Here is an 18650-nt window from a genome sequence, read left to right on the forward strand (position 1 = left end):
AATATGAAAAAATCTATATACCTGATTATTGCCGCCACCCTTATCAGCGGCAGCACCGGATTTGCACAAAAGAAGGCTGTGCCTGCTGCAAATAAAACCATGGACACCTACATTAGCCGATTGATGGCTAAAATGACCATTGAAGAAAAGCTTGGACAGCTGAACCTGGTTACAGGTGGTGAAGCCACTACAGGATCGGCAGTAAGTGCTGATGTGGAAGGTAAAATCCAGCGAGGCCAGGTAGGTGGTATATTCAGTATGACTACGCCACAGCGAATCCGCAAGGCACAGGAAATAGCAGTCCATAAAACGAGGTTAAAAATCCCTTTGATTTTTGGACAGGACGTCATCCATGGTTACAAAACCGTGTTCCCTATTCCATTAGGACTTGCAGCTACCTGGGATCTCGCTCTGATTGAAAAAACAGCTAGAATTGCAGCAACGGAAGCAAGTGCAGATGGTTTGAATTGGACCTTCTCCCCTATGGTGGACATTTCCAGAGATGCACGCTGGGGCAGAATATCTGAAGGTAGCGGAGAAGATACTTACCTGAGTTCTGAAATTGCTAAAGTGATGGTGAAAGGTTATCAGGGTGATGACCTGTCTAAATACAATACCTTGATGGCTTGTGTTAAACACTTTGCCTTATATGGTGCTGCAGAGTCTGGCAGGGATTATAATACCACTGACATGAGCATGCATAGAATGTACAATGAATACCTTCCACCTTATAAAGCTGCTGTTGATGCTGGCGCAGGAAGTATTATGACAGCCTTTAATGACATCAATGGTGTACCTGCCACTGCTAATAAATGGTTAATGACAGACCTTTTGCGTAAACAATGGGGATTTAAAGGTTTCGTTGTAACAGATTATACAGCCGTTTCCGAATTGATAGATCATGGCTTGGGAGACCTGCAGGCCGTGTCAGCTTTATCTTTAAAAGCAGGTGTGGAAATGGACATGGTAAGTGAAGGCTTTTTAAACACCTTAGGCAAATCACTTAAAGAAGGGAAAGTAACGGAAGCACAGATTAACAACGCCTGCCGCCTGGTGCTGGAGGCTAAATATAAACTGGGCTTGTTTGAAGACCCGTTCCGCTATTGCAATGACGAACGCGCCAAAAACGAGATTTTAACCCCGGCAAACCTGCAAACGGCACGTGAAATAGCGGCCCAGAGTTTTGTATTGCTAAAAAACCAAAACAACTTATTACCCCTAAAAAAGGCAGGCACCATAGCTTTGGTAGGTCCTTTAGCAAATACAGGAAGTAATATGCCGGGTACCTGGAGTGTTAATGCGGAATTAAACAATACGCCATCATTACTACAAGGATTAAAAGCAGTGGTTGGCGACAAGGTGAAAATCCTTCACAGCCTGGGTTCTAATTTAATCGAAGATGCCGCTTACCAGGAAAGGGCAACCATGTTTGGTCGCGAAATTCCAAGAGATAACCGCAGTGAAGAGGTGATTATACAGGAAGCACTGGATAACGCAAAAAAAGCGGATGTAATCGTTGCTGCATTAGGCGAAAGCTCTGAAATGAGTGGTGAAGCTTCCAGTCGCACAGACCTGGAAATACCTGCTGTTCAAAAGCGCTTACTTGCTGCTTTGCTTAAAACAGGTAAGCCTGTAGTCTTGGTCCTTTTTACTGGAAGACCTTTAGTATTAACCTGGGAACATGAAAATGTACCAGCCATATTGAATGTGTGGTTTGGTGGCACCCAGGCGGCGCCTGCCATTGCAGACGTCCTTTTTGGTGATGTTAACCCATCAGGAAAAATTACGGCTACCTTCCCTCAACATGTAGGTCAGGTGCCGATTTATTATAGCCATAAAAGCACTGGCCGTCCTTTGGCAGAGGGAAAATGGTTCTCTAAGTTCCGCTCCAACTACCTGGATGTTAGTAACGATCCCTTATATCCTTTTGGCTATGGTTTGAGTTATACCACCTTCAGCTATGGTGATATCAAATTATCAGCACCATCATTCAAAGCCGGTGGTTCCATTACCGCTCAGGTAACGGTGACAAATACAGGCAAAGTGGAGGGCAAGGAAGTGGTTCAATTGTATACCCGCGACTTAGTCGGCAGTCTTACCCGTCCGGTAAAAGAGTTAAAAGGTTTTCAGAAGATAAGCCTTAAACCAGGTGAAAGCAAAGAAGTAAGTTTTACCATCAGTGCAGAAGACTTAAAATTCTATAATGCGGAGTTGCAGTATGTAGCCGAGCCGGGAGATTTCCAGTTGTTTTTGGGTACAAATTCCAGAGATCTGAAATCAGCTGAATTTAAGTTGATGTAAGGTTAATGAACCTTTAAAAAAGCCATTTCCAGTAAAAGGAAATGGCTTTTTAAGTATAGTGTTACCCTAAATAAAGAAAGAAGTGACCCAGGATATTGTCCTGACAACTACCTGAAAATCAAAGGAATATTTATAAAGGATAAGGCCAATTGCCGTGATGATAAGGATGGCTGCCGCAGCCCTGACCGTCACCAATCTTACGCTTTTGCGCCGATTGATCACCTGATAGACTTTTAAGTTACCTTTATTGGTACCCATCCCTTTTTATTTCTAAAATAAGGGACCGACATTAATTGGAAGTTAAAATAAAAAGAGATTATGTAACACGTTGAGCTCAGCAGCTGATTTGCCTACAAAGCTCAACGTGAATGATTGATTCGAATATTACTTCAATTCGCTTAATGCCTTTTTGATTCTTGGCATCATGGCTTTAATATCAGCTAAAGAACAACCACCTACAGAAGCCCTGAACCAGGCCATGTTTTCGTCGTTACCGAAAGCAGAGAATGGAACTAATGCCGTTCCTGCATGTTTGATCAGGTAGAAGTTTACATCCGCACTGTCTTTCAATACCTCACCAGCAGGTGTCGTTTTACCGATATAATCAATTTTCAATGTCAGGTAGATTGCGCCCATAGGCTCAATGGCATCTACTGCAAAACCTTCGTTTTTTAAATCCTGGAAACCATTGTAAATCTCATTCAGACTTAACTGCACCTGATCTTTAAAAGCCGTTAAAAAAGTATCCACCTGTGTGGCGTTTTTAAAGTATTTGGCAACCGCTACCTGTTCTGCTTTTGGTGCCCAGGCGCCTACGTGACCTAAAATAGCTTTCATTTTACTCACTACAGCTGCCGGACCGAAACCCCAGCCTACACGCACGCCTGTTGCCGCAAGACATTTAGAGATGCCATCGATATAAATTGTGTAATCTCTCAATTCAGGTCTGATACTCACTGGATCTACATGTTCTTTACCAAAGGTAAGCAGCGAATAAATCTGGTCGTACATGATGTACAACGGTTTCTCGCCTGCTGCCCTGCTCTTGTTTTCTTCAATCACCAGGTCGCAGATTTCTGCAAGCTGCGCTTCGGTAAACATCGTACCTGTAGGGTTTAATGGAGAACACAACGCTAACAAGGTAGCCCCTTTTAAATGTGGTTTCAATTGCGAAGCCACCGGCATAAAGTTGTTTTCTTCCAAACTATCAATAGCTACCGCTTCAGCAGAAGTCAGGTGACAATAATGGTTATTGTTCCATGATGGTGCCGGGAAAATCACCTTATCGCCAGGATCAACCAAGGCCAGGTAAGTAGAATAAATTAAAGGACGTGAACCTGCGGAGATTAAAATCTCATTGGCTTCATAATCAAGTTTGAACCTGTCTTTTAACAAATCCTTAACCACCTCGCGTAATGGTAAAATGCCATCTGCAGGTGGATAATTGGTATGATGGTGGTTGTACGCATCAATAATTTCGTCTTTTAACTCCGTTGGTATTGGGTAAATGGCCGGATTAAAATCACCAATGGTGAGGTTAGCGATTTCAGCACCTTTACTCTTCAAGTCGTTAACCTCGTTACCTATTTTAATGATTTCTGAGCCAATCAATGAGCTAGCTAATACAGATACATTCATCTTTTTAATTTATATCGTGAAAAATTTACGCCAACAATTTATGGATGGCTTCTTTAGTCTGTTCAAATTTAAACTGGGCCAGCACCTGGTCCATCATACCTTTAATTTCTACCGTGCATAAATTGCCAATGCTACCCTCGTGGGTATGAATAACCGACGCCTGAGGCTCGAAAGTGCCGTTTTCTATGCTTGCGCCCACTATCTGGTAAGCCTCACGGAAAGGAACCCCTTTCAGTGCCAGTTCGTTTACCACCTCTACACTAAACAAATACGCGTATTTTGGATCGGAAAGGAGGTTATCCTTAACCGTGATGTTTTGCAACATATAGGTAGCAATGCTTAAACATTCGTTCAGCGAAGTAATGGCAGGAAACAAGTTCTCTTTTAACAACTGCAGGTCGCGGTGGTATCCAGATGGCAGATTGGTCGTCATCATGGCAATTTCATTAGGCAGGGCCTGAATTTTATTGCAACGTGAACGGATCAGTTCAAATACATCCGGGTTCTTTTTATGCGGCATGATGCTCGATCCGGTCGTCAGCTCATCAGGGAAAGTAATAAAGGCAAAGTTCTGGTTGATGAACAAACAAACATCCATTGCCATTTTGGCTAAGGTTGCTGCAACAGACGACATGGCCTGTGCTAATACACGCTCTGTTTTGCCCCTCCCCATTTGTGCGTATACCACATTATAATTTAAGGTTTCAAAACCAAGCAAATCTGTGGTCATCGTTCTGTTTAAAGGAAAGGACGATCCATAACCAGCGGCAGAACCTAATGGATTTTTATTACACACTTTGTAAGCCGCAAGCATCAGTTCCAGGTCGTCAACCAGGCTCTCCGCGTAAGCGCCAAACCATAAACCGAAACTCGACGGCATGGCAATTTGCAAATGCGTATATCCTGGTAACAATTTATCCTTATGCGCCTCACTTAAAGTTTGCAACTGCTGAAATAAGGTGCTGGTATGATCTACCATCTCCTCAATACGATTTCTGAAAAACAACTTCAGGTCCACTAACACCTGGTCATTACGCGAGCGGCCACTGTGGATCTTTTTACCAGCTTCGCCGATTCTTTGGGTCAGTAACCACTCCACTTGCGAGTGTACATCCTCCACAGAGTTTTCGATCACAAAATCTCCGGCTTCTATCTCCCCATAAATATTTTTAAGTTCTTTCTGAATCTGTACCAGCTCTTCAGCAGTAAGCAAACCTATACTTTCCAGCATTTCTACATGTGCAAGGGATCCCAGCACATCAAAAGCAGCCATCTCTAAATCCAGCTCCCGGTCTTTTCCTACCGTAAAGGTTTCAATATCTTTATTAACGTCTATGTTTTTCTGCCAGATCTTCATGTAATATATTATTGGTCACAGTTATAAGGGCATCACACCCTAAACCGAAAAAGTAAATTTAGTAATAAATAACCGTAGGGAAATTACCCCAGGTTACCTGCCATTAATAACAGGTTTTAATAAGTCGATATATAATTGAATACCTTCCTTAATTTCGTCCAGGTAAATGTATTCATCGGCCATATGCGAACGCGCTGAATCTCCGGGGCCTACTTTTACCGATGGGATAGTTAATAAAGCCTGATCAGAAGTGGTCGGCGAGCCATAAGTTGTTCTCCCCAGAGCAAGTCCGCTTTGTACAATCGCATGTTCCTTATCAATAGACGAAGGTTTTAACCGCGTAGAGCGTGGTTTAACATCGCAATCTACATTGGTTTTAATGATTTTAAGCACCTCTTCATTGGTATATGCATCTGTAACGCGTACATCAACAGTAAAGCTGCAAAGCGCAGGAACTACGTTATGCTGTGAACCGGCATTGATGATGGTCACCGACATTTTTAGTGGGCCAAAAACCTCCGATACTTTAGAAAAACGGTAATCACGGAACCATTCAATATCCTTTAACGCTTTATAGATGGCATTATCGCCTTCTTCACGTGCGGCATGCCCTGCTTTGCCATGTACGCTACAATCCAATACCAATAAACCCCGCTCAGCAATAGCCAGGTTCATCAGGGTAGGTTCGCCCACCAGTGCAAATTCAAGTTCACCCAGCTCTGGCAATACATATTCCAGTCCGTTCACACCAGATATTTCTTCTTCTGCGGTTGCGGCCAGACAAATGTTATAACTCAGGTTTTCTTGTTTATAGTAATAAAGAAATGTGGCAATGAGTGATACCAAACAACCGCCGGCATCATTACTACCCAGGCCATACAATATGCCTTCTTCCACATCAGGGGCAAAAGGGTTTCTTGTGTAACCTGTATTTGGCTTCACCGTATCATGATGTGAATTAAGCAACAAAGTAGGCTTTGCAGCATCAAAATGTAAGTTGTAAGCCCAAACATTATTCTTTTTTCGATGGGTTTTCACAGACCTGGCCTGCAGAAATTGCTCAATGGCGTCTGCAGTTTCCACTTCTTCTTTACTGAAAGATGGCAAGCTGATTAATTGTTTTAATAAGGCTATGCTATCCTCCTGTAGTTGTGCTATCATATTATTCTTTAGTATATAAGTTGCCTGCTTTTAAAGCAGATAATTTGATGCCTTTGATTAAGGAAGAACTGAAACCGTTGTGTTCCATTTCATTTAATCCCGCAATGGTACATCCCTTAGGAGAAGTTACTTTATCGATTTCCTGTTCCGGGTGCGATTCCATTTGCAACAACAAATCAGCAGCACCCTTAGCCGTTTGAACAGCCATTTTTAAGGCTTCATCAGCATGGAAGCCAATTTCTACACCACCTTGTGAGGCAGCACGGATAGCACGCAAGAAAAAGGCAATACCACAGGCACAAAGCGCAGTAGCAGCCGTCATCAGGTCTTCGTTAATCTTCACCACAGCACCCACGGTTTCAAACATGCGGGTTACTTCCTGTACCTCTGCATCATGACCATTGTCGGTGGCTACGCAAGTCATCGACTGACCAATCGCAATTGCCGTATTCGGCATCGCACGGATCACCTGCACTTGTTCTGATAGTTTAGCACGGATATCCTTGCAGGTCACTCCTGAAGCTACAGAGATGATTAAATGTTTTTCAGGATCTACCACATGGCTAATCTGTTCCAATAACTGGTTTAGCTGCTGTGGCAATACGGCCAACACCACAATAGTGGCCTGACTAACCGCATAACTATTATCGGCAGAAACCTGAAAGCCTTGTTCTGCATAGGCAGCCAGGTGGTCCAGGTTGCGCCGGGTCAGGCATATTTGCGACGCCTGCACATAATTTGCTTTAACCAGGCCTTTCGCTAAAGAAAGACCGATGTTTCCGCTACCTAAAATAGCGATATTGCCTTGATATTGTTCCATCATCAGGAGATTAACCGGGTTCCAAAATTGTTTTCTTTGAGTTGCAGCAGCTCGTCTGCCTGACCAATGTATACCGCTTTTACGCCATTTTTGATGGCTTCAAAAGCATTATGCAGCTTAGGGATCATTCCCCCGGAAACAACGCCTGTTTCTTTCAAGCCTTCAAATTCCGTGCTTTTTATTTCCATTACCAGCGACGATTCATCGTCCACATCTTTAAGTACGCCTTTTTTCTCAAAGCAATACACCAGTTGTGTTTCATAAAACGCAGACATGGCTACGGCCACCGCAGAGGCGATGGTATCGGCATTGGTATTTAACAATTGTCCATCACCATCATGGGTAATGGCACAAAGTGTTGGCGTTAAACCGGCTTGCAGCAGGCTGCTTAAGGTGTCCGAGGCGATAGACGTTTGGTCTAAATCGCCAACGAAGCCATAATCGATGGTCACCACCGGACGTTTTACCGCCTGAATAATGTTGCCATCTGCCCCGGTTAAACCTATGGCGTTGCAGCCTTTCGCCTGCAACTGTGCCACCATATTTTTATTGATCAGACCGGCATATACCATGGTCACAATCCTTAAGGTCTCGATATCTGTAATACGCCTGCCTTCGACCATTTTGGCCTCAATGCCAAGGGAGACGCCCATTTCTGTGGCTACCTTTCCGCCACCATGGACAATAATTTTCTTTCCAGGCAAGGCAGTAAAGTCAACTAAAAACCGGTGAAGGTTTGCTGAATTGTCAATTACATTTCCACCTATTTTAACGATTATTAGTTGCTCCATATTTTTCTCTTATTTGTCCGAAGATAAACTTTGTAAAAGGTCTTTCAAAACGGCCTGTGCTGCCCATAAACGGTTACCGGCTTCATGGATCACTAAGGAATGCGGTCCATCGAGTACTTCTGACGATAACTCGAGGTCTCTCCTTACCGGCAAACAATGCATTACTTTACCGTTATTGGTCACTTTCAGCTTGTCGTTGGTTAACATCCAGCCTTCCGGGTAAGGCAATACCTTGCCATAGTTCTGGTAGCTCGACCAATTTTTTACATAAATATAATCGGCACCCGCCAGGGCTTCATCCAGGTTATGGGTGATGTTTGCACCAGGGGTAAAATCTTCATTCAATTCATAACCTTCAGGGTGGGCAATGGTAAAATCAACCATGCCTTCTTCCTGTGCCTTACACATCCACTCTGAAAAAGAGTTAGGTACTGCTTGTGGCAATGGTTTGATGTGTGGTGCCCAGGCTAAGACAACCTTAGGTTTTGTTGCGCCTTTCCAGGTTTCAGTGATGGTTACTAAATCTGCCAGACTTTGTAAAGGGTGTCTGGTGGCACTTTCTAAACTCACTACAGGAACACCGCAGTAGCTGATAAACTTATTGAAAAAGTCTTCGTTGTAATCTTCATCCCTGTTCACCAGTTTTGGAAATGAACGTAAACCAAGGATATCACAATATTGACCCATTACCGCAGCCGCTTCACGAATGTGTTCAACGGTGCCGCCGTTCATCACCACGCCATCCTGTGTTTCCAGTGCCCAACCTTCTTTATCTATATTCATCACCATCACAGACATGCCTAAATTGATGGCCGCTTTCTGGGTACTCAAACGGGTACGTAAACTTGGATTTAAGAAAATAAGACCTAAAGTTTTATTTTTACCCAATTGCTGATCGGCATAAGGGTTATTTTTTAAGGCAATCGCATCCTGTACCAATTGGCCAATCGCGTCTACATCTTTTACTGAGGTAAATTGTTTCATCCTTTTAAAGCGAGTTTAAAGTTTTCCAAAAATTGATCTGCTTGTGCCTTGGTTAAATTCAATGCAGGCAATAACCTGATTACATTAGGCTTGGCCTCTCCTGTAAATATATGGTACTTAAACAATAAGTCTTTTTTAACATTAGGCAAGGTTTCTGGTAGTTCAATGCCAATCATCAAGCCGCGACCACGAACTTCCTTGATGCCTTCTATTTTCTTTAATTCCGCAATCAGGTAATCTCCAATTTCCGCAGCATTAGCCAGCAGGTTATCTTGCTCCATTACCTCTAAAACCGCTAAAGCAGCAGCACAAGCCAGGTGGTTGCCACCAAAGGTAGTCCCCAACATGCCAAACCAGGGCTTAAATTTAGGCGAAATCACTACACCCCCAATCGGGAATCCATTGCCCATGCCTTTAGCCATGGTATACACATCGGCAGAAACACCGGCATAGTCGTGCGAGAAAAATTCACCCGTACGTCCATAACCGCATTGCACACTATCGGCAATGTAAACCGCGTTATGCGCATCACAAAGGCTGCGTATTTTTTGCAGAAAAGGAATGCTTGCTTCTTTGATTCCGCCAACTCCCTGAATACCCTCAATAATCACGGCTGTAATTTCCTGGCCGTATTGTTCGAAAGCTTGTTCAAGTGCAGCGATATCATTATGTGGTAGAAAAACCACATTATCGGTTTCATTAACCGGCGCAATAATTTTAGGGTTATCGGTAGCGGCAACCGCTAAAGCCGTTCTGCCATGGAAGGCACCAGAAAAAGCAATTACTTTTTTCCTTCCATTATAAAAGGAAGCCAGTTTTAAAGCGTTTTCATTGGCTTCAGCACCAGAATTACATAAAAACAACTGGTAGTCGGTTTTGCCTGAAACCTCGCCCAACTTCTTCGCTAAGGCTACCTGTAGCGGTATTTTAACCGAGTTGGAATAGAAACCTACCTGTTGTAATTGGTCGGTAATTCTTTTGACATAGTGAGGGTGGGTATGGCCTATAGAAATAACGGCATGGCCGCCATACAGGTCCAGGTATTCTTGTCCTTCGGCATCCCAAACGGTGCTGCCCGAAGCTTTTACTATTTCTATATCGTTTAGTGGATAGACATCAAATAAGTTCATTCTTTAATTTTTAAGGATAATCGATTCGTTGTTAAAATGCAGATGCTTTAAGTTGCAAGCCTTGCCGTTCGGGTAGGCCAAACATCAGGTTCATGTTTTGAACCGCCTGGCCACTTGCCCCTTTTAACAAATTATCAATAATACTTACAATGAATGCCTTATTTCCATGTTTTTCTACATGAAGTAGTCCTTTATTGGTATTCACCACCTGTTTCAGGTGGATATTTTTCTTGCTTACATGCGTAAATGCCTGATCAGCATAAAAATCTTCATAAATCTGCAGCAAGGCTTCTTCAGAAAGATCAGTCTCCGTATATACGGAGGCTAAGATCCCTCTGGTAAAATCTCCGCGCTGTGGAATAAAGTTAAGTGTACTGTTAAATTTAGCATCAACTTTCAATAAGCTTTCGCCAATTTCATTTAAATGCTGGTGGTCGAAAGCTTTGTAAACAGAAAGGTTATTGTTGCGCCAGCTGAAATGTGACGTAGCAGAAAGGCTTTGTCCAGCACCGGTTGAACCCGTAGTCGCATTGATCTGCACTTCGTTTTTCAAGGCGCCTGCAGCGGCTAAAGGAAGCAATGCCAGCTGAATACAAGTAGCAAAACAACCTGGATTAGCAATGTACTGTGCTTTTTTAATCTCCTCGCGGTTTAATTCAGGCAAGCCATAGATCCAGTCGTTACCGGCATGGGCTTTTAACCTGAAATCCTGACTCAAATCAATGATCTTAACCGAAGGGTTAATGAAATGAGCAGCCAGGTATTTTTTTGCATCGCCGTGGCCAACACAAAGAAACAACACATCAATATCTTGCAACAGATCTGCGCTAAAGCGCAGGTCTGTTTCGCCAAAAAGATCGGTATGAACATCGGAAATCAGGTTTCCTTCATTGCTGCTGCTTAATACAAAGGCAATGTCAACCGATGGGTGGTTGATCAGGATACGCAGCATTTCTCCGCCCGTATAACCTGCGCCACCCACAATGCCTGCTTTAATCTTCATGGCCGTTAACTTTATGCCAGATCATCACCTGGTTACCAAAGATCTTAGAGAATCCTTTAACATCTTCACCACTCCAGGCATTGTTCATCTCGCCATAACTACCGAACTTATTGCTCATTAAGTCGTGTGCCGACTCAATACCATTAACCTGGAAACGGTAAGGTAAAAGGGTTACAAACACTTTTCCGCTCACGGTTTTCTGGGTATCTGCTAAAAAGGCTTCCATGTTTCTCATAATCGGATCATGGAACTGACCTTCATGCAGCCAGTTCCCATAAAAAGAACCCAATTGCTCTTTCCACGACAACTGCCATTTGGTAAGGGTATGTTTTTCTAAAGTATGGTGTGCTTTGATAATCACCATCGGTGCAGCAGCTTCAAAACCTACACGGCCTTTAATACCGATAATGGTATCACCCACATGGATATCGCGACCAATGCCATAAGGCTGGGCAATAGCCTGCAGTTTTTGTATAGCAGCAACCGGCGCCATGGTCTCGCCATCAATGGCAACCAGTTCACCTTTTTCAAAAGTAAGTTCAACGTTACGGGCTTCTGTTTCAGAAACGGGCGTTGGCCATGCCTCTTCAGGAAGGGTTAAATGAGAAGTCAATGTTTCCTGCCCACCTACTGAAGTACCCCAAAGGCCTTTATTGATAGAATACCTTGCTTTTTCAGCGCTGTATTCTACACCATGATTTTTTAAGTATTCTATTTCTGCTTCTCTCGACAGCTTTAGGTCTCTTATTGGCGTAATAATTTCTACGTTCGGAATGATGATGTTAAAAATCATATCAAAACGAACCTGGTCGTTACCTGCACCGGTACTGCCGTGTGCTACGTAATCGGCACCAATTTTTTTCACATAATTGGCAATGGCCGTAGCCTGACTTACACGTTCTGCACTTACAGAAAGCGGGTAAGTTGCATTTTTCAATACATTACCAAAAATTAAATATTTAATACAACTATCATAGTAATTAGCTGTTTCATCAACTACCGCATGAGAAGCCACACCTAAAGCATATGCCCGGCTTTCAATCTCCTGTAATTCTTTTTCAGAAAAACCACCCGTGTTTACAATAACCGAATGTACTTCCAATCCGCGATCCTGTGCAAGATGGATGCAACAGAAGGAGGTATCTAAACCTCCGCTAAAAGCTAAAACAACCTTTTTCTTCATTTGTATCTATTTGTATTTTTTAAAATTAGCAATTATAATTCAAGGCTTGGCTTTAATCATCACCAGGCGTTGTTTGATGCGCATAAAACGTTCGTAGAGTTTAGGTTTTCTTTCCAGCTCTTCGGCAAACTTCTTAGCTACCTCATGTTTTTGTGTTGCCGGGTCATATAACATGGCCGTACACATGCAATTTTTGCGGTCCTTACTTTTCAGGATCTCAAAATTCACACAGCTTTGACAGCCTTTCCAGAACTCTTCATCCTGGGTAAGTTCCGAATAGGTAACTGGTTCATAGCCGAGGTCAGAATTGATTTTCATCACCGCTAAACCCGTAGTTAAGCCAAATATTTTAGCTTTAGGGTATTTAATACGCGATAATTCAAATATTTTATGTTTAATGGCATTGGCCAGCCCTACTTTTCTAAACTTGGGGTTAACGATCAGTCCGGAATTGGCCACAAACATGCCATGGCTCCAGGTTTCGATGTAACAAAAGCCAGCCCAGCTGCCATCCTTATGAAAGGCGATTACAGCTTTACCATCAGAGATTTTGCCCGCAACATAGTCGGCCGAACGCTTAGCTATACCCGTACCACGGGCTTTAGCAGATTCAGCCATTTCTTCGCAGATTTCTTCTGCAAAAACACGATGTTCAGGAAGTGCAACTTGCACTATAAAATCGTTTATATTCATTAATAGGATAACGAAAAAAGATAAAAAAAAGGATTAATTGGTTTTGTAGAGGAACGCTACCTCTGGCAGCTGAGTGTTGAGAAAACTCAAATACGGGGTGTATAATTTTGCCGGTTCGTCGTCACAAAAAACACAGTATGCAGGCGCTCAATAAATAAACTTCTGGAAGCAATGTTCTTTGCTTCTAAGATTGACAGTTTATGTACGCTTTGCTTGCTCATTTTTTGTTTGTTTCCCTATTTAAATTACTTGAAAGGCAAAGGTTTAAATAAATTCTGAGTTGTGCAATAACTTTTTTATTTTTTTACAATCCAGCTATGAAAATGAAACTCCCTTTACACTAGGTATTAAACAAATATAAGAGGCTATTGTTACGTTTGTATTAAACTAAAAATATGTCTAAACTCTTCTCCCCTATTCAAATAAAAAACCTGACGCTTAAAAACAGAATCGTAGTGTCGCCCATGTGCCAGTATTCGGCAGAAGATGGCTTTGCAAACGACTTCCACCTGGTGCATTTAGGTAGCCGCGCCGTAGGTGGCGCTGCCCTGATTATTCAGGAAGCTACAGCGGTTTCGCCCGAAGGGCGTATTTCTGCGGGCGACTTAGGTATCTGGAAAGACGAACACCTGGCCATGTATCAAAAAATTACTACTTTCCTAAAAGACCAGGGCGCTGTACCCGGCATCCAGCTGGCACATGCGGGCCGCAAAGCCAGTGCTAATCCACCCTGGGCAGGCGGCAATCAGGTAAACGAGGGACCAGGCAGCTGGCCTACCGTAGCGCCAAGTGCACAGCCTTTTCATGAAGGAGACCGTGCCCCAATTGCGTTGGACCAGGAGGGAATAGAAAAGATCAAATCAGACTTTAAAGCAGCTGCACAGCGCTCCTTAACAGCCGGTTATGAAATGATAGAGATCCATGCGGCTCATGGTTACCTGATCCATCAGTTTTTATCGCCGCTGAGTAACCTACGGACCGATGAATACGGTGGAAGCTTTGAAAATCGCATTCGGTTATTAGTTGAAGTCATAGAAAGTGTAAAAGAAGTATGGCCAAGTGAAAATGCCTTATTTGTGCGGATTTCGGCGACAGACTGGACTGAAGGTGGCTGGACGGCAGAAGACTCCATCGCACTCACCAAATTGTTAATACCACTGGGTGTTGATTTAATCGACTGCTCATCGGGCGGTTTATCTGAACACCAACAGATACCCCTATCCCCTGGTTATCAGGTGAAATTTGCAGAAGAAATCAGACAAGCAACAGGTATATTAACCGGAGCTGTGGGTTTAATTACCTCCGCTAAACAAGCTGAAATGGTGTTAGATGCACAACAGGCCGACCTCATTTTTTTAGCCAGGGCTTTCCTGCGCGATCCTTATTTCCCTTTACATGCTGCCCTTGAACTTGGTGATGATTTATCCTGGCCAAAACAATATGAAAGAGCCAAGCCAAGGAAAAAAGACCTCAATAAATTAAACTAATTTCGCTTAATTTCGTTTTTAAAATAAACTAACTCATATGTTCGATAAATTAATGGCCGCTCAGCAGAAAGCGGAAGAGATTAAAAAAAGATTAGATACGGTATCCGTTTACGGAGAAGTAGAAGGAGGAGCCATCAAAATTACCGCCACAGCAAATAAAGCAATTACCGCTGTTGAAATTGACGAAGCTTTTTTTAAGCAGGCAGACAAAGAAGAACTGGAAGAATTATTGTTAACCGCCATCAATAAAGCCTTAGCCCAGGCAGATCAGGTAAGTGCTACTGAGATGCAATCGGCAACGAAAGATATGCTTGGTGGTTTAGGTGGAATGTTTGGAAGCTAAATCCTGATCATGAAATATACGTATTACGGACAATCCTGTTTTCTACTGGAAGCAGATGGTGTAAAGTTTCTGTTTGATCCTTTTATTACCCCTAATCCCTTAGCAAAACATATCGATATTAAAACCATTGAAGCCGACTATATCCTGGTGAGCCATGGACACGGCGACCATGTGGCCGACCTGGTTGTTTTAGCCGAACAAACCAAAGCTAAGGTGATCGGTATGGTAGAGGTAATGGCCTGGGCCGAAAAACAAGGGGTAACCAATATTCACGAAATGAATTTTGGCAAGCATAAATTTGATTTCGGTACGCTACGCATGGTTTGGGCAACACACTCCAGCTCCAATCCCGACGGCAGTTACGGCGGTAACCCGGCAGGTTATGTATTAGAAACTGCGGGTAAAGCCATTTATTTTGCCGGCGATACTTCTTTGAATGCCGACATGTCTTTATTGGCTGACCTCTACAAATTGGATTATGCCATTTTACCTATCGGTGGAAATTATACCATGGACGTAGACGATGCCCTTGTAGCCACTAAACTAATCAACTGCGATAAGGTGATTGGCGTACATTACAATACCTTCCCCGTGATAGAAATTGATCCGGAAGAAGCCGTAGCCAAGTTTAACAGAGAAAATAAACAATTGTATTTACCAGCGATCGGTGAAACCATTGAATTGTAAATAACGATACCCTTATTAATTAAAAATGCCCCAGAAAAGCTAAGCAATTCTGGGGCATTTTTAATTACCGTCTTTTTGTAATGAGAATTAGTGCGCTTCCAGCCAATTATCGCCTTCGCCTATTTCTACTTCTATAGGCACCGAAGTTTTCATCGCGGTTTTCATGCGATGGGCAATGATTTCTTTCATCTCCGCCACTTCCGTACGCAACACATCAAACACCAACTCATCATGTACCTGCATGGTCATTTTAGATTGAAGTCCCCTGCTTTTCATATCGCTATGGATGTTAATCATCGCCACCTTAATCATGTCCGCAGCCGAACCTTGTATCGGGGCATTGATCGCATTTCGCTCCGCAAATCCTCTTACGGTTTGGTTGGCAGAATTGATGTCCCTTAAATACCTTCTACGTCCCATGAGGGTTTCTACAAAGCCGTTTTCACGTGCAAAGTTCATCGTATCGGTCATGTACCTTTTGATACCTGGGTACTGCACAAAATATTGCTCAATGATCGCAGCGGCCTCTTTACGTGGTATACCCAGACTCTGTGACAAGCCGAATGCAGATTGCCCATAGATGATTCCAAAGTTTACTGCTTTGGCATTCCGGCGTTGTTCTGAACTGACTTCTTCAATCGTTACCCCATAAACTTTCGCTGCAGTAGCGGTGTGAATATCTAGTCCCTGCTTAAAGGCTTCCAGCATGTTCTCTTCCTTACTGATCTCTGCAATGATGCGCAATTCAATCTGCGAATAATCGGCAGACAACAACACATGATTTTCATCGCGTGGTATAAAGGCTTTCCTCACTTCACGGCCACGTTCCGTGCGGATGGGAATGTTCTGCAAATTGGGGTTATTAGAACTTAACCTGCCTGTAGCAGCCACCGCCTGGTTATAGCTGGTGTGTACACGGCCAGTTTTCGGATTCACCATTAAAGGTAAAGCATCCACATAGGTCGACTTTAATTTCTGTAATTGGCGGAAATCAAGGATATCTTGTACAATATCGCTCTTACTGGCCAGGGCCAGCAATACATCTTCGCCCGTCTGGTATTGTCCGGTTTTCGTTTTCTTGGCTTTGGGATCTAACTGCAATTTATCAAAAAGTACCTCACCCAATTGTTTTGGCGAAGCCAGGTTAAAGGTAGTACCACATTTATCAAAAACATTCTTTTCAAAGATTCTAATCGAGGTTTCTAGCTCCTTACTGTAGTTCAGCAAGGTGTCCACGTCAATCTTTACGCCTTCTTTTTCAATGTCGGCCAATACATAAACCAATGGATTTTCTACCTCCATGGCCAGGTCGTAAGCATTCAGTTCTTTCAGCATCGGCTCAAAAACCTCTGCCAGCTGTAAGGTCACATCAGCATCTTCCGCAGCGTAATCAACAACTTGTTCTACAGGAACATCTCGCATGGTGCCTTGTTTTTTGCCTTTCGCACCAATTAAAGTAGTGATGGAAATCGGGCGGTAATTCAGGTAATTCTCAGAGAGCACATCCATGTTATGTCGGGTATCCGGGTCAATAAGGTAATGCGCAAGCATGGTATCAAAGAGTTTACCCTTCAGGTGAACATCATACCACTTCATCACCAGGATATCGTATTTTATGTTTTGTCCGGTTTTACCGATCGTTTCATTTTCTAATATTGGCCTAAATTCATCTACAATCAGCTGAACTTCATGACGGTCGGCCGACAGCGGAATGTAGTAACCCGTGCCCGGCTTAATGGAAAACGATAGTCCCACCAACTCGGCCATGTTTGCATCCGTACCGGTAGTTTCAGTATCAAATGATACACTTTCCTGCTGTAACAGCAATGCGATCAATGCCTTTCTTTTCTCTGCCGTATCTACAAGCTGGTAATCGGTTTCTACATCCAGGATTGTTTTAGCACTGGGTTGTTCAAACAAAGATGGCGGTGCCACGAATACCGTAGATGTGGTGGCTTGATCTTTCTGGGGACTAAACAAATCAATTTGCTGCGACCCATTTTGGTCATTGCTACCCAAGGTAAAGTCTTCACCAAATACGCGTTTCCCTAATGTGCGGAATTCCAGCTCGGCAAATAAAGGCTCCAGCAGTTCACGGTTTGGCTCATCCAGTGTCAAAGCCTTTTCATCAAATTCAACGGGAACATCTAAAATAATCGTCGCCAGTTTTTTAGAAACCATGCCCTGCTCGGCAAACATGATCACGTTTTCACGTTGTTTACCTTTTAATTCATGGGCATTGGCAATGATATTTTCTACCGATCCATATTGTTTGATCAACAGTTTAGCGGTTTTTTCGCCTATACCCGGAATGCCTGGAATGTTATCTACAGCATCACCCCAAAGACCCAGGATATCAATCACCTGTAAAACATTTTCAATTTCCCATTTATTCAGCACTTCGGGCACGCCAATAATCTCCATATCATTGCCCATTCTGGCAGGTTTATAGATAAATATATTTTCAGACACCAGTTGGGCAAAATCTTTATCAGGTGTCATACAAAACACCGTAAAACCCTTTTTTTCCGCTTCCTTGGCCAGGGTACCAATAATATCATCGGCCTCAAAACCATCCTTAGTAATGACCGGGATGTTGAAACCTTCAATCAATTTAAACACATAAGGTAAGGCCGCAGAAAGATCTTCAGGCATAGCCTGACGATGGGCTTTATAAGCTTCAAAATCAGTATGGCGCTCTGTAGGAGCGTCGGTATCAAATACCACAGCAATATGGGTAGGTTTTTCTTTGCGAAGCACCTCCATTAAGGTATTGGCAAAACCCATTACGGCAGAAGTATTGATACCAGTAGACGTGAACCTAGGGCTTTTACTTAAGGCAAAATGTGCTCTGTAGATGAGCGCCATGCCATCAAGAAGAAAAAGTTTTTTCATTTATTTATATTGATTTTCACAGGTGATGAAGCAATCATCAGCTCATGATGGTTTCACATTTTAAAAATGTCATGATTAATCATGGTTTTATCAAAGTTAACAATCGCGTTTAAAACTGCCCTTATTATCTTTAATTTTGTTCTATACCTGTACCTCCTATTTTACGTTAATTAATAC

At 42.9% G+C, this 18650-nt stretch carries 16 protein-coding genes; 4 read left to right on the forward strand and 12 right to left on the reverse strand.

Features of this window, described 5'->3' with window-relative positions; all coding sequences use genetic code 11:
• Positions 1–3: 3 nt before the first annotated feature.
• Entirely contained in the window at positions 4–2301 is a 2298-nt protein-coding gene (bglX, locus tag IWX76_RS06645; RefSeq protein ID WP_196859132.1) for a beta-glucosidase BglX, read from the forward strand.
• 66 nt (positions 2302–2367) lie between these two features.
• Here the strand turns inward: bglX and IWX76_RS06650 are convergent, their stop codons facing one another.
• The 11 genes from IWX76_RS06650 to IWX76_RS06700 all read right to left on the reverse strand — a co-directional run bounded on the left by IWX76_RS06650 (position 2368) and on the right by IWX76_RS06700 (position 13061).
• The gene (locus IWX76_RS06650) at positions 2368–2559 is read right to left on the reverse strand and encodes a hypothetical protein (protein ID WP_196859133.1); all 192 of its coding nucleotides are present in this window, start codon (positions 2557–2559) and stop codon (positions 2368–2370) included.
• Between the two features lie 126 nt (positions 2560–2685).
• A complete protein-coding gene (locus IWX76_RS06655) occupies positions 2686–3939 on the reverse strand; it encodes a pyridoxal phosphate-dependent aminotransferase (protein ID WP_196859134.1) in 1254 nt (417 codons plus the stop codon).
• Between the two features lie 25 nt (positions 3940–3964).
• Positions 3965–5296 (reverse strand): argininosuccinate lyase, encoded by a 1332-nt coding sequence (gene argH / locus IWX76_RS06660; RefSeq protein ID WP_196859135.1) that lies wholly within the window; start codon positions 5294–5296, stop codon positions 3965–3967.
• A 93-nt stretch (positions 5297–5389) separates the two neighbouring features.
• A complete protein-coding gene (locus tag IWX76_RS06665; RefSeq protein ID WP_196859136.1) occupies positions 5390–6457 on the reverse strand; it encodes a M20 family metallo-hydrolase in 1068 nt (355 codons plus the stop codon).
• 1 nt (position 6458) lies between these two features.
• A complete protein-coding gene (proC, locus tag IWX76_RS06670) occupies positions 6459–7277 on the reverse strand; it encodes a pyrroline-5-carboxylate reductase (protein ID WP_196860014.1) in 819 nt (272 codons plus the stop codon).
• A gap of 2 nt (positions 7278–7279) precedes the next feature.
• On the reverse strand, positions 7280–8068 hold the full coding sequence (gene argB, locus IWX76_RS06675; protein ID WP_196859137.1) for an acetylglutamate kinase: 789 nt from the start codon (positions 8066–8068) through the stop codon (positions 7280–7282).
• Positions 8069–8077: 9 nt separating this feature from the next.
• The gene (locus IWX76_RS06680) at positions 8078–9052 is read right to left on the reverse strand and encodes an acetylornithine carbamoyltransferase (protein ID WP_196859138.1); all 975 of its coding nucleotides are present in this window, start codon (positions 9050–9052) and stop codon (positions 8078–8080) included.
• Positions 9049–10182, reverse strand: a complete 1134-nt coding sequence (locus IWX76_RS06685; RefSeq protein WP_196859139.1) for an aspartate aminotransferase family protein — start codon at positions 10180–10182, stop codon at positions 9049–9051. Before IWX76_RS06685 ends, IWX76_RS06680 begins: the two co-directional genes overlap by 4 nt.
• Positions 10183–10213: 31 nt before the next feature.
• Positions 10214–11185 carry an N-acetyl-gamma-glutamyl-phosphate reductase gene (gene argC / locus IWX76_RS06690; protein ID WP_196859140.1) on the reverse strand — a complete coding sequence of 324 codons (972 nt, stop codon included), beginning with the start codon at positions 11183–11185 and terminating at the stop codon, positions 10214–10216.
• The gene (gene argG / locus IWX76_RS06695; RefSeq protein WP_196859141.1) at positions 11175–12368 is read right to left on the reverse strand and encodes an argininosuccinate synthase; all 1194 of its coding nucleotides are present in this window, start codon (positions 12366–12368) and stop codon (positions 11175–11177) included. Before argG ends, argC begins: the two co-directional genes overlap by 11 nt.
• Positions 12369–12407: 39 nt before the next feature.
• Positions 12408–13061 carry a GNAT family N-acetyltransferase gene (locus IWX76_RS06700; protein ID WP_196859142.1) on the reverse strand — a complete coding sequence of 218 codons (654 nt, stop codon included), beginning with the start codon at positions 13059–13061 and terminating at the stop codon, positions 12408–12410.
• A gap of 395 nt (positions 13062–13456) precedes the next feature.
• Between IWX76_RS06700 and namA the strand changes: the two genes are divergently transcribed.
• The 3 genes from namA to IWX76_RS06715 are packed head-to-tail and all read left to right on the forward strand — an operon-like array spanning position 13457 to position 15578.
• Entirely contained in the window at positions 13457–14548 is a 1092-nt protein-coding gene (gene namA, locus IWX76_RS06705) for an NADPH dehydrogenase NamA (protein ID WP_196859143.1), read from the forward strand.
• 37 nt (positions 14549–14585) lie between these two features.
• On the forward strand, positions 14586–14891 hold the full coding sequence (locus tag IWX76_RS06710; RefSeq protein ID WP_196859144.1) for a YbaB/EbfC family nucleoid-associated protein: 306 nt from the start codon (positions 14586–14588) through the stop codon (positions 14889–14891).
• 9 nt (positions 14892–14900) lie between these two features.
• A complete protein-coding gene (locus IWX76_RS06715) occupies positions 14901–15578 on the forward strand; it encodes a metal-dependent hydrolase (RefSeq protein WP_196859145.1) in 678 nt (225 codons plus the stop codon).
• Positions 15579–15665: 87 nt separating this feature from the next.
• Here IWX76_RS06715 and polA read toward each other — a convergent pair whose 3' ends face one another.
• Complete coding sequence (gene polA / locus IWX76_RS06720) at positions 15666–18473, reverse strand: DNA polymerase I (protein ID WP_196859146.1); 2808 nt, start codon at positions 18471–18473, stop codon at positions 15666–15668.
• Positions 18474–18650: the final 177 nt, after the last annotated feature.

The sequence above is a fragment of the Pedobacter sp. CAN_A7 genome (assembly GCF_015752175.1).
Lineage (GTDB): Bacteria > Bacteroidota > Bacteroidia > Sphingobacteriales > Sphingobacteriaceae > Pedobacter.

Excerpts from the sequence above, each read along its gene's own strand:
- bglX (WP_196859132.1), top strand. The coding sequence starts at position 4 with ATGAAAAAATCTATATACCTGATTATTGCCGCCACCCTTATCAGCGGC.
- IWX76_RS06650 (WP_196859133.1), bottom strand. The coding sequence starts at position 2,559 with ATGGGTACCAATAAAGGTAACTTAAAAGTCTATCAGGTGATCAATCGG.
- IWX76_RS06655 (WP_196859134.1), bottom strand. The coding sequence starts at position 3,939 with ATGAATGTATCTGTATTAGCTAGCTCATTGATTGGCTCAGAAATCATT.
- argH (WP_196859135.1), bottom strand. The coding sequence starts at position 5,296 with ATGAAGATCTGGCAGAAAAACATAGACGTTAATAAAGATATTGAAACC.
- IWX76_RS06665 (WP_196859136.1), bottom strand. The coding sequence starts at position 6,457 with ATGATAGCACAACTACAGGAGGATAGCATAGCCTTATTAAAACAATTA.
- proC (WP_196860014.1), bottom strand. The coding sequence starts at position 7,277 with ATGGAACAATATCAAGGCAATATCGCTATTTTAGGTAGCGGAAACATC.
- argB (WP_196859137.1), bottom strand. The coding sequence starts at position 8,068 with ATGGAGCAACTAATAATCGTTAAAATAGGTGGAAATGTAATTGACAAT.
- IWX76_RS06680 (WP_196859138.1), bottom strand. The coding sequence starts at position 9,052 with ATGAAACAATTTACCTCAGTAAAAGATGTAGACGCGATTGGCCAATTG.
- IWX76_RS06685 (WP_196859139.1), bottom strand. The coding sequence starts at position 10,182 with ATGAACTTATTTGATGTCTATCCACTAAACGATATAGAAATAGTAAAA.
- argC (WP_196859140.1), bottom strand. The coding sequence starts at position 11,185 with ATGAAGATTAAAGCAGGCATTGTGGGTGGCGCAGGTTATACGGGCGGA.
- argG (WP_196859141.1), bottom strand. The coding sequence starts at position 12,368 with ATGAAGAAAAAGGTTGTTTTAGCTTTTAGCGGAGGTTTAGATACCTCC.
- IWX76_RS06700 (WP_196859142.1), bottom strand. The coding sequence starts at position 13,061 with ATGAATATAAACGATTTTATAGTGCAAGTTGCACTTCCTGAACATCGT.
- namA (WP_196859143.1), top strand. The coding sequence starts at position 13,457 with ATGTCTAAACTCTTCTCCCCTATTCAAATAAAAAACCTGACGCTTAAA.
- IWX76_RS06710 (WP_196859144.1), top strand. The coding sequence starts at position 14,586 with ATGTTCGATAAATTAATGGCCGCTCAGCAGAAAGCGGAAGAGATTAAA.
- IWX76_RS06715 (WP_196859145.1), top strand. The coding sequence starts at position 14,901 with ATGAAATATACGTATTACGGACAATCCTGTTTTCTACTGGAAGCAGAT.
- polA (WP_196859146.1), bottom strand. The coding sequence starts at position 18,473 with ATGAAAAAACTTTTTCTTCTTGATGGCATGGCGCTCATCTACAGAGCA.